This is a genomic window from Runella sp. MFBS21, assembly GCF_029433105.1.
In the GTDB taxonomy this organism is placed as follows: domain Bacteria; phylum Bacteroidota; class Bacteroidia; order Cytophagales; family Spirosomataceae; genus Runella.
On record NZ_JARNTW010000003.1, the window covers coordinates 66,780 to 79,175 of the forward strand.

10 protein-coding genes are annotated in these 12,396 nt (G+C 40.5%); all 10 read left to right on the forward strand.

What is annotated here, in order from left to right; translation table 11 throughout:
- Nucleotides 1-114 precede the first annotated feature (114 nt).
- Nucleotides 115-2,031, forward strand: a complete 1,917-nt coding sequence (dnaK, locus tag P1X15_RS07630) for a molecular chaperone DnaK (protein ID WP_277337554.1) — start codon at nucleotides 115-117, stop codon at nucleotides 2,029-2,031.
- A 277-nt stretch (nucleotides 2,032-2,308) separates the two neighbouring features.
- Nucleotides 2,309-4,018 (forward strand): WG repeat-containing protein, encoded by a 1,710-nt coding sequence (locus P1X15_RS07635; RefSeq protein WP_277337555.1) that lies wholly within the window; start codon nucleotides 2,309-2,311, stop codon nucleotides 4,016-4,018.
- A 276-nt stretch (nucleotides 4,019-4,294) separates the two neighbouring features.
- A complete protein-coding gene (locus P1X15_RS07640) occupies nucleotides 4,295-4,804 on the forward strand; it encodes a hypothetical protein (RefSeq protein WP_277337556.1) in 510 nt (169 codons plus the stop codon).
- Between the two features lie 510 nt (nucleotides 4,805-5,314).
- The gene (locus P1X15_RS07645; protein ID WP_277337557.1) at nucleotides 5,315-5,569 is read left to right on the forward strand and encodes a hypothetical protein; all 255 of its coding nucleotides are present in this window, start codon (nucleotides 5,315-5,317) and stop codon (nucleotides 5,567-5,569) included.
- A gap of 144 nt (nucleotides 5,570-5,713) precedes the next feature.
- A complete protein-coding gene (locus P1X15_RS07650; RefSeq protein ID WP_277337558.1) occupies nucleotides 5,714-5,947 on the forward strand; it encodes a DUF433 domain-containing protein in 234 nt (77 codons plus the stop codon).
- Entirely contained in the window at nucleotides 5,944-6,237 is a 294-nt protein-coding gene (locus tag P1X15_RS07655) for a DUF5615 family PIN-like protein (RefSeq protein WP_277337559.1), read from the forward strand. The genes P1X15_RS07650 and P1X15_RS07655 overlap by 4 nt, the downstream gene beginning before the upstream one ends.
- A 937-nt stretch (nucleotides 6,238-7,174) precedes the next feature.
- Nucleotides 7,175-7,654, forward strand: a complete 480-nt coding sequence (locus P1X15_RS07660) for a hypothetical protein (protein ID WP_277337560.1) — start codon at nucleotides 7,175-7,177, stop codon at nucleotides 7,652-7,654.
- A gap of 215 nt (nucleotides 7,655-7,869) precedes the next feature.
- Complete coding sequence (locus P1X15_RS07665) at nucleotides 7,870-10,209, forward strand: TonB-dependent receptor (protein ID WP_277337561.1); 2,340 nt, start codon at nucleotides 7,870-7,872, stop codon at nucleotides 10,207-10,209.
- Between the two features lie 70 nt (nucleotides 10,210-10,279).
- On the forward strand, nucleotides 10,280-10,864 hold the full coding sequence (locus P1X15_RS07670; RefSeq protein ID WP_277337562.1) for a Crp/Fnr family transcriptional regulator: 585 nt from the start codon (nucleotides 10,280-10,282) through the stop codon (nucleotides 10,862-10,864).
- 230 nt (nucleotides 10,865-11,094) lie between these two features.
- Entirely contained in the window at nucleotides 11,095-12,381 is a 1,287-nt protein-coding gene (locus tag P1X15_RS07675) for a parallel beta-helix domain-containing protein (protein ID WP_277337563.1), read from the forward strand.
- Nucleotides 12,382-12,396 lie beyond the last annotated feature (15 nt).

Sequence of the window (12,396 nt, forward strand, 5' to 3'; positions counted from 1 at the left end):
TTAAGGACAGTTTTTAGAGCTGGCACGTTCGTTGTGTAAAAACAACACGTACAGATTGAGCAAACAACCAAATCACTCAATCATTTATCATTCAATTAATAATTTAAGAAAGACATGGGAAAAATAATTGGAATTGACTTAGGTACTACCAACTCGTGCGTGGCTGTTATGGAAGGTAACGAACCCGTCGTAATCGCCAACAGCGAGGGCGCGCGTACCACCCCCTCTGTAGTGGCGTTTATGGACAATGGTAACGGCGAGCGCAAAGTAGGTGCTCCTGCTAAGCGTCAGGCCATTACCAACCCCTCTAATACTATATCATCGATTAAGCGTTTTATGGGAAAACGCTTCACCGAAGTAGGCAGCGAAATCAAAACCGTGGCTTACAACGTAGAACAAGGCCCTAACAACACCCCACGCGTTCGTATAGGTGACCAACTCTATACTCCCCAACAAATCTCGGCGCACATTTTGACCAAAATGAAGCAAACTGCCGAAGATTATTTGGGACAAACCGTAACAGAAGCCGTTATCACGGTTCCCGCTTACTTCAACGACGCTGAGCGCCAAGCCACCAAAGAAGCGGGTATCATCGCGGGTCTTGACGTAAAACGTATCATCAATGAGCCTACTGCCGCTGCCTTGGCATATGGTCTCGACAAACAAGGTAAAGACGTAAAAATCGCCGTTTTTGACTTAGGTGGTGGTACTTTCGACGTATCTATCCTTGAATTGGGCGACGGCGTATTTGAAGTAAAATCGACCGACGGTGACACACACCTTGGTGGTGATGACTTCGACCAGGTGATTATCGACTGGCTTGCCGATGAGTTCAAAAAAGACGAAGGCATCGACTTGCGTCAGGATGCAATGGCACTCCAACGCTTGAAAGAAGCTGCCGAAAAAGCTAAAATCGAGCTTTCTAGCTCTTCACAATCAGAAATCAACTTGCCATATATCTTCCCCGTCAACGGTATTCCAAAACACTTGGTACGCTCGTTGAGCAAAGCGAAGTTTGAGCAATTGGCCGACCGCCTGTTCCAACGCATGATGGAGCCTTGCAAACGCGCCATGACCAACTCTGGTCTACGTATTTCGGATATCGACGAAGTGATTCTGGTGGGTGGTTCGACTCGTATCCCACGTGTACAAGAAGAAGTGGAGAAATTCTTCAACCGCAAGCCTTCTAAGAGTGTTAACCCTGACGAAGCGGTGGCTATCGGGGCAGCTATCCAAGGAGGTGTATTGACAGGTGAAGTAAAAGACGTACTCTTGCTCGACGTGATTCCGTTGTCGTTGGGTATCGAAACCCTCGGTGGCGTGTTTACCAAACTCATCGAAGCCAACACTACCATTCCTACCAAAAAATCAGAGACTTTCTCAACTGCCTCTGACAATCAACCTTCGGTAGAATTGCACGTATTGCAAGGCGAACGCCCAATGGCTACTCAAAACCGTACCCTTGGTCGTTTCCACCTCGACGGTATTCCACCAGCCCCACGCGGTATTCCACAAATCGAAGTAACTTTTGACGTGGATGCCAACGGTATCTTGAACGTAACCGCTAAAGATAAAGGCACTGGCAAAGAGCAAAAAATCCGCATCGAAGCCTCTAGCGGATTGTCAGATGCCGAAATCCAACGGATGCGCGAAGAAGCCAAAGCCAACGAAGCTGCTGACAAAGCCGCTCGTGAGGAAATCGAAAAAGTAAATGCGGCTGACTCGATGATTTTCAGCACCGAAAAACAACTCAAAGAGTACGGTGACAAACTCTCGGCAGGCAGCAAATCAAGCATCGAAGGAGCTTTGGAAGAGTTGCGCACCGCACATAGCAGCCGCAACGTAGCCGCTATCGACGCCGCCATGAACAAAATCACCGAAGCATGGAACGCCGCTTCACAAGAAATCTACGCTGCCGGCCCTGACGCCGCTGCTGCTGGTGGTGCCCAAGACCCCAACGCAGGCCAAGGCCAAGCCAAATCAGGCGCGAGCAACGAAGGTGAGTTTGTGAATTTTGAAGAAGTGAAGTAACTCTTAGGAGTCTCATCTATAAGTAAAAGTCCCGACGCATGTCGGGACTTTTTTTGTGGCTAAAATCAGGTTTTGACCACTTGATAACTTTTTTATATATAAAATATCATATACTTATAAACCTATTCATTTAAGTAATAAAAAATTTCTTCATTTTTGGTACATCTCTACCATGATGACTTTAATTGTTGGCTAATTTTAGCTATTTTGTGGCCTTTTTATACAAACCTGCATCAACCTCTAACTTAATATAACTTAAAAAATACATTTTAAATTTATGTTTACTCGTATCGTATACTTCATTTGCATTGGGTTTATATCTTCCATTTTTCAACTTCGAGCACAGAAAAAGTACCCAGCATTGGCATCATTTAAAATAATTAAACCTGTATTAGAAGGAGTAACTTTTTATGAAAAAGCGGGTAAACTTGGGGTGGTGGATACAACAGGTAAAGTAATCACCCCTCCAATCTATACCAACGCACTTTATTTTAATTCGGGCTTAGCAGCTGTAACCAAGGATGGAAAAGTTGGCTTCATTAATAAATCTGGATATGAAGTTATTGCTCCTCAATTTGAGGCGGCTCAAAATTTTTGGGAAGGTCTTGCTGTAGTTAAAATTGGCAACAAGTTTGGTTATATTAATACACAGGGAAAGGTTATTATTAAACCTATTTTTGAAAGTGCCTATTTTTTTTCAGAGAAATTAGCCGCAGTACAAAAAGACTCCAAATGGGGATATATTGATCAACAGGCACAAAATATAATTCCTTCAATTTATACAGCTGCTACTTGCTTTGAAGAGGGGTGGACTTGGGTAAAAGATAATAATTATCATTGGGGAGCAATAGAAAAAGACGGTAGCACAATTGGCAATTTTGATAACACTGATGAAATCGTTAGTAGTTCGATGTGTGGAGTCCGACACCAGCGATTTAAATTAAAAAATCAGTTACTTAACTCAAATGGGCAAATAGAAACTCTAGATTTGATAGACACATCAATTCCTCCTTCTGTATCAGAAATATCCAATAATATCAGTCAGATAGTAGCTGAAACTCAAAATGGGAAGGAGGGAGTTGTAAAAATAACTACTGGGCCTAATTCAGCAGTCGTAAAAAAGGTTATCATACCATACAAATATAGTAGAGTTAATATTATTGATGGGCAAAATCTTGTATTAGTTGAATTAGATAAAAAATTCGGCATTTTCGACAAAAATGGAGTAGAAATATTACCTGTTTCTTTAGAAAGCTTACCTATTATAGATAAAATTATTATAGGAAAAATAGGAGGGAAAAGCTTGTTTTTCAACTTACAAGGAAAAAGAATAAATAATAACGAATATGATTTTGTTGGGCATTTTTTAGATGGGTTAAGTGAAGTAAGTTTGAATGGCAAATGGGGTTTTGTAGATACGCTAGGAAAAGAAATAATTCCTGTGATACATGACAAAAATTTTTTTTACAGTAAATTCCCGAGTCTTATAAAAGCCAAGAAAAACAATAAAGTTGGTTACTATGACTTAAAAGGAAACCTTGTTATACCCTTTAATTATGGATTATACTCTAAAGATTTTTCTGAAGGGCTAGCTTCTGTAGAAAACAGTGACGGATTATATGGATACATAAATGAGAAAGGTGAAACAATTATTCCTTTTAAGTATTCGAGCGGTGAAAAATTTGAACAAGGCAGAGCGATAGTCTATGATACTGAAGCGGATTATAACAAAGTAATTGATAAAACAGGTAAGCATATTACTAATGTTAAATATGAAGAAATAAGAAAAATTTATGATTGGGGAATGTTAGCCGTAAAAGTAAATGGAAAATGGGGATTCATCGATAGGCAAGGAAAATTATTAATTGTCCCTAAATTTGATAGCGTTGATGATTTCTTCCAAGGAAAAGCAGAAGTAGAAATAGGAGGGAAGAAAATTTTTATATCAAAGTGGGGAAACATCTTAAAAGGATGTCAATCAAATTAGGGCTTTCAAGTTTGATTATATAGCTTGAATAGCTAGATCAGAGCTTTTTCTTAAAAAGAATAAAGTCCTTGTCGCCTAAGATAACATGAGCCTTGCTAGGAATTACTATGGTCCAAACCTAGATTTTGTTACTCCTTTAATGACTTCAATAATATACCACCTTAAACCTAATGCCAAAATCTTGATTTATAGGAATTTAATCTTCATAAGAAGTCATATTTAGTCAAGTCTAGGGTATTATAAATTAGAGAACTTAACTTAAAAAAATCTGCAAATATGTCATTTTGGAAAAACCTCTTTGGGGGAGGTGATAAAAACCCGCTTTCGCCATTAACAAGTCAGCTTGATGCGTTAGGCAACAAACAGACAATCATGCCAGTCGAAATGTTTCAATTGGCTAACAGCTTTGTTGAATACCCTGACAATCAGGCTGTGATTGACACATTGGTTAACGAAAAGTATGCCAATCACAAAAGCCTTTATGTACGGCGTGTGGTTATCATTGCACTCAGAAGAAAGCAAATTTTTGACGTGCCAAAAGTCAATCAGATGATGTATGAGAAATTAAGTGACCCCGTAGGCTGGGTAGCCTACGACGCTGCTTGGTTCTTCAAAGAAGCCAAAGTCTATGATGAAAAAATTATCAAAAAATTAACTGAATTGGCAAGCGACAAAGTAGGGCTTTCAGCCGATGAGTTAAAAAAGATTTCTGATGATAATCTATCAGATGCCCAAGTCAGGGCGCAAATAGAAGCCGCAGAAGCTTTGCAAGCTATTCAGGTTTAGCCCGCATCGTGTGGGAGGGTTTCTGAAGACAAATTATTCACCTAAGTTCTAGTCTAGCAGGCGGGGAAAAGATTCAAGCACGTCAGTTTAGCAGCTTGTGCTAATTCGAGGTCTATAAAACCATAGCCTCGTGTCTCACCGGCCACTATGTTCAAGTTTTTGCTTTCAAAAATACCGACTCTATGTGGTTTTGCTATATGAAGCAACACAAAAGCCAATCAATAAGACACAATCTTCAAAGAGAATATAGTAGCCCTAATATCAAGTATCATTCAAAATGTACTACGTATTACGGCTGTTTCTTTGGAAGAACTATCCGATGATGTGCAGCACACCAAAGAGCGTAAACCCGATGTACTAAAAAAGCGATTAATAATCCAGCAAGACCTTTGTGCTTCAAATAGAGTTTCAAGTAGTTTTTGAACCTGAAATGGTTTATCATATGGCTAAATATAAGGTAATGTTTTTAAGAAAATACAGGTTATCGATTCATCAAATACCTCCAAACCAATGCTAAATACCAGAGATTACTCAAAAATGACATTAGAAGAACTAAAGTCAGAAGAGCACAAATTGAAATCCCAAAAAATCACTATGGCCGTGATAATCGGCTTTCTTGTGGGTCTTGCGGTGTGGTCGGCTACGCATAAGGGCGGTATTCTTACCTTTGTTTTCTTGATTGCGGCCCTGCTTATTGCTTCCAACTATTCAAAAAAACAAAAAGGCATTCAAGCGGAAATAAATCGTAGAGAGGGAAATCGTTAATTGGGGTAAAAACTCTTACTCAATACATACACGATTTCGTATAAAGATAGAGGGCACATTCCATAAATCCGGTGGTAGGAGTAGTCCATAAAATTTTCCTGTGTGATGTCCAGAATCGTTATATTTGCTAAAAAACTACATACCATGAACACTTTATTAGAACGTATCACCCTCAACCCCAATATTTGCCACGGCAAGCCCACCATTCGCAACAAACGTTATCCCGTCGAGCTTATTTTGGACTTGCTCTCGGCAGGAAGCACTCATCAAGAAATTTTAGAAGATTATCCCACCCTCGAAAACGACGACATTTTGGCCTGTTTAGCCTACGCAGCAAGGCTTTCTAAAGTAAAAAGCATCCAAAAAGTACTTGTATGAAGTTTTTAGTAGATGCTCAATTACCGTTTTTATTAGCCACTTGGATAAAAGAAAAAGGCTTTGATACAATTCATACCGAAGATTTGCCTTTTAAAGATGAAACAGGTGATACCGAAATTAGAAAAGTAGCCGACCAACAAGGCCGAATAGTAATTACCAAAGATTCAGATTTTTACGATAGTTTTTTAATTCACCAATCCCCCAAACAACTCCTTCTCATTTCTACGGGCAACATAAAGAATAGGCAATTATTAGATTTATTCCGCAAAAACTTTCAACAAATATTATAAATGTTTAGCTATTGTAACTTTGTTGAAATGAGCAATACCGAACTTATCGCCCATGAATAAACTATCTTTACTCAAAAAAGGCATTCAAGCGGAGATAAATCGTAGGAGTACTAGCCTTAATTTAAACCATTGACACAATTTAAGATGTACAAAAAGGCTTTAGTTGATATTTATATTATTTTAAGTAGTATTCTTTGTCTCATCATTTATTTTGTTCTTTTTAACTGGGTGATAGAAACTAATTCGACAAATGAGTTTATTATTTCTATTTTATTAATTTTTCTTTTTCCAAATCTTATCTTATCTATTATTCCATTATTAATTTATTATAAAATTAGCAAAAATTGGACAATATTTAAACAAATATTTTTAAAGCTTGTATTGTTACAAGGGATGTTTATAATATTTATCTGTTTAATTATTTAGAGATTGACATTTTTAAAGCAAAATGGCAACTACTAAAATTGTTCAATTCTTTTAAATATAACTGACAAATGAACAAATATATTAATATACTCTGCGATTCTTTTTATATGATTTTCATATCGATCAGTGGAGCATTTATATGTTTTTGGTCTAGTGTATTTTTTCTCGGCTCTCACGAATCCATACAAAATCTAATTAAAGCAGAGGGTATTATCGTCCTAGCATTTAAACGATTTGTAGGTTTTGCACTTTTGAGAATATCACTTTCATTAGGTATAGCTTTGATTAGCCTTTTAGTACAATTACTAAGCACGAAAAAGGATTTCATAGAACCTTTGTATGTTTTTGCAGTTTCCTCAGTTTTCCAAATATTTTGTTCATTTATTGGTAGTTTTATTTTTTTATATAACTTTTCATGAATAAAAAATACTAAAAAAATATCTATAATTATTCGAAAAAATAGACATTTCAAAGTATAAAAAAATTTGCCCTATAAAAACATCAATACTAAATGGATAATTATCCTCCGCATTTTAAAAAGCTTTTTAGTATTATAGCTATGTTTATGTTGGTGTATACTTTTATTGAAATTTATTTAGCTAGAAATATATGGACAATCAAAAACTTAGCCTATTTCATCCCTTTGATTGTATTTTGCTTGTTATACAGACAAGGCTTTTTTTATAAACCCATCCGTTTTGATGCTCAATTTTTCTATCCACCTAAGAATAAGCCTGCTGTTCTACTTTCTTCTATTCAGTCAATCAAGCTAACTTCTCTGGCCAATAAAAACATTCATTATTGGGAAATAACTTACCTATCCGACAAGCCTATGTCTGTTCGAGTTCTTCCACCTACAATGGAAGATAGCTTTGCTAGATTTATAGAAGCCGTAAAAGAGGCCAATCCTACGGTTGATGCCGACATTTTTGAGTTTAAATTGTATTTTGGATTTTTTCCTTTTGTTTATTGGAAGCCGAAGAAGACCTGAATTTACCCTGTCAAGGAAATACTACGTTTTTCAAAATTAATAGTTCAAAGCACCATTCGAACCCATCTTAAGCCTTTCGGAGCCTTTGGGAAAATTATTTTTGTAGTATTTCGACAAAAACTATAATTTGTCGCCGTATCCTTATTTCCCTAAACCCTATGCGAAACCACTATCTTCTAACTTGCTTGTTCATACTGAGCCACTGTTTTGGTACTATGGCGCAGACCAAAACCCAAACCGTACGTGGACGAGTGATTGACCGCGTCAATCGGCAACCGATGGTGGGTGTATCGGTGGTGGTAGTAGGGACGACGCAGGGAACCCAAACCAACACCTTGGGGGAATTTGTACTGTCTAATGTGCGCATCGGCCGTACGTCGGTGAAGTGTTCGATGGTTGGTTATGAGGATTTTACAACGGAAGAGTTTATTCTCAACTCAGTACGGGAGGTGGTACTGAACATCGAATTGAAAGAAAATCTGTACAATTTACAAGAGGTAAAAGTTGTGTCGGCGCAAAACCTCAGTCGGCCCGTCAACGACCTTGCGTATGTCAGTGCGCGTTCGTTTACGGTGGAAGAAACCGAGCGGATTCCCGCATCGGTCAATGACCCTGGTCGGATGGCCTTGGCGTACCCAGGCGTAAAAGCAGGGCGTGACGAAAACGAGAATAAAATCATTGTACGGGGCAATTCTCCTTTTGGCATTTTGTGGCGTTTGGAAGGTATCGACATTCCCAATCCCAATCACTTTGCCCAGCCTGGTTCGGGAGGCGGGGGGATTTCGGTCTTTAGTGCCCAACTTCTCGGGCGTTCTGACTTCTTTACGGGCGGAATGCCCGCCGAATACGGCAATGCCTTGTCGGGGGCTTTTGATATTCGTTTTCGGGAAGGAAACCTACAAAAACGAGAATATCGCGCCAAAATAGGGGTGCTAGGACTCGATTTCTCGACCGAAGGAGCCATTAAAAAAGGACGTTCGTCGTACCTTATTAATTACCGTTATTCGACATTGGGGCTGTTGAGCCAAATGGGTTTTTATTTAGTGGGCGAACGTGTCACTAACCTTTTTCAAGATTTATCCTTCAATTTGGCTTTTCATAGTAAAGATGGTAAACGCACCACGACAGTTTTCGGGTTGGGAGGGCTCAGTGAAGAACATTATATGCCCGTAGAGCCCGCCGAAAAACGCACAGTGGGCAAAGCCGATAATTGGGAAGACCGCGTACGACCTGCCAACATGGGAGCGTTGGGCGTGACGCATACGGCCAATCTCAGCGAGAAATCGTCGATAAAATACGTAGTAGCGGTGATTGGAAGTGGCATTAAGCGCAACTCAGATACGCTCAATTTGCAAGATGTACGGTTTCGGTACGATACCCAACAGTACGATGAGTTTCGGCTGGCCGCCACTGCCGCTTACAATTATAAATTTGATGCCAAAACGCGCCTAAAGGCAGGACTGATTGCGAATCATATTCAGTTTTCGTTTTTTAAAGAAACCGCTCCACGCGCTTCTGTGACCGATATTAATGTCATCAACGCGGGGCGTCAGCAGTCGGTCAATGGCAAAGGAACGACCCAAACAGTGCAAGCGTATGCGCAAATTGTACGAAACCTGACCGACCGATTGGTGATGAATGCTGGCTTACATTCGATGTACTTGGCATTAAATAATACAACTTCTTTGGAGCCACGCTTGTCGTTTCAATACCGTTCGCCCAAGGCCCACACGGTGAGTTTGGCGTATGGGCTTCACAGCCAATTGTTGCCAATGAGTACCTATTTTTACCTCAAAAAAGACACTATTTCTGGTAAAATTGTGGAGTCCTATCCCAACCAAAACGCGGCTTTCCCAAGGTCACATCACCTGATTTTGAGCTACAACTACATCACCCCAAGCTTGTGGAAGTTTTCGACCGAAGTGTATCTACAACTATTGCGCAAAGTCCTTGTAGAGCCTAGAGCAGGGGCGGCTTATTGGATGCTTAATGGCTCCGATGGCTTTCCTGAGTTTACAACCGTGGCGAAAGGCAAAGGAAAAAACTACGGTATAGATATGTCGGTTGAGCGCTTTTTCTCCAAAAAATACTACTTACTTATCACAGGTTCGTTGTTTAACTCAACGTACCAAACCGCCGACGGGAAAACCTATAATTCGGCTTTCAACGACCGATTTAGCACTGCGCTGACTTTTGGACGGGAGTTTACGTTTAAAAACGGTTCGGTTTTCCAACTAGGCGCTCGTTCGATGTACAATGGCGGGTACCGATATACCCCGATTGATGCGGTGGCCTCGGCCAAAGAGAAGCGTTTTGTCCCACTTGCAGGGGCAGATTATGCCGCCCAAGCACCTGCTTATTTCCGCGTTGACGGGCGGGTGTCGTACCGTTCCAATCGCAAGAAGTACGCAACGGTGCTTTCGCTCGACGTGCAGAATGCGGCGAATTACATCAATTATACCAGCACCAGCTACAACGTCGCAACCAATACCCTCGAAGCTCGCCGCGCAGGAAACGGTTTTGTGCCAGTGTTGAGTTATCAAATTGATTTTTAAGTAGCCCCCTCTAAATCTCCCCCGATAGGGGAGACTTTATGTCGATTGATGATACTGTAGAGACTTTTCTATGCACTCGGAAGTTGATTTTATTACGTATTTAGAAGCATTTATTCCGCTGTCGGTGGAGGCAAAAATGGCTTTGTCGGGCGCTTTGAAAGTGCGACAATACGCTAAACGTGAACATATTGTACCGTTGAATGGCGTCAACGATGTGATTTCTTTTGTGGTAAAAGGATGCGTTCGAGAATATTATCTCAATGAACAAACCGAGGAAGTAGTGGTGTGGTTTGGGCTCGAAAAAGACATTGCAGTGTCGTTGCCAAGTTTCATTTCCCAACAACCGAGTCACACGGCGATTCAGGCCATTGAACCTACCAAAGTGATACAAATAAGTCGCGAAAATTTGTACCAATTGTACGACCAATTTCACGAGATTGAACGTTTGGGGCGTATCATCGCGGAACATTATTTGATGAACAGCGATGCCTACATTAAAGAGCTACAAACACAAAATGCCGCCGAACGCTATCAGCACCTGATGGAACAAAAACCCCAAATTTTGCAGCGAGTGCCGCTGTCGATGATTGCTTCTTTCTTGGGAATCAGTGGCGAAACTTTGAGTCGAATCCGTTCTAAACGAGCAAATTATTGATTTTTAGTTGCTTAGGTTTTGCGTCAGAGACGCAGTGCCATTGTGACCCAAATGATAGTTTGGGTCAAGCTCGTCCACGCTCGTCCCGACATTGTGTCGGGACGCAAACGGAATAAAGTCTCTGACTTCAATTTTTATAAATAAGTCGTTGATTTTTTGACAAATGTCAAGGAACAGTCTGCCAATAAGAAGGTACTTTTGCCCAATAACCATAAACCTCATTCCTGTACATGAAATTACTAACAACCCTCGCCGGGGCCGTTATGATAGCCGTCTTAATGACCGCCTGCGGTTCCAAAGAAACAAAAAAAAGTAAGCTAGACATTGCCTCTTTGCCAAAGGCTACACCCGAACAAATGGAGGCGTTGGTTGCGAAGTTTATTGAAGCAAAAGAAGGCGAAACGATTGAAATTCCTGAAGGTTTTTACGAAATGAATACACAGTTGATTTTGGATAAAGTCAACAAAGTAACCATCAAAGGCGCGGGAATCTATAATACCGTATTGTCTTTTAAAAACATCAAAACGGGAGGCGAAGGGGTGAAAATTGCGGGTGATGGCATTACGCTGCAAGATTTTACCGTCATGGACGCGCCTGGGGATTGCATCAAAACGCAACATTGCAACAGCATCACGTTCCGCGCGGTGAACACCACGTGGACCAACGATAAAAACTCTAAAAATGGTACTTACGGCATTTATCCCGTCCAGTGCAAAAATGTATTGGTAGAAAAATGCGAAGTTTCTCACTCGCGCGACGCAGGGATTTACGTGGGGCAATCGGAAAATATCATTGTTCGTGACAATTACGTATTTGAAAACGTAGCGGGTATCGAAATCGAAAACTCGGACAATGCCGAAGTGTATAACAACCTCGCCGAAAACAACACAGGAGGAATTTTGATTTTCAATTTGCCAGGTTTGCCCAAGGCTTTTGGCTCGCGTACGAAAGTGTATAACAATACGCTCAAAGAAAACAACCACGACAACTTTGCCGAAGTGAGCAACGGTCAAAATGGAAATGCCGTAACGATGATTCCTCCAGGCAGTGGCATTATCGTGTTGGCAGGAAATGAGGTGGAGATTTTTAACAACAAAATCTTGAACCACAAGACTTACTCAATCGCCATTGCAAGTTATCACATCACCGAGTTACCCATTCCAAATCACCCTGGCTGGTCGCCGTTTACCACCAACGTTTCGGTGCATGACAATACGTTTGAGCGGACGTTTGGAGTGCCTGACTTGACAAAAGAAATGGGGAAATTAGTAGCAGCTAAGTGCTTCAAATCGCAGGATGTGATTTATGACGGAATCATCGATGAGAAAAAGGGCAAATCGGCAGAGCAAAATCCCATGAATATTTGCATCAAGGAAAATCAAAAGGATTTTCGGTTTTCGCGCTTCTTAATTCCTGCCAGCGGTGCAGTCACCGAAATTGAGGTCTTTAATGATGTCAAGCCGTTTGCGGCGTGTAATGTAGAGGTAAAAACGGACGTGAAAAATCTAAACCTGTAAGGTTTTCAAAACTTG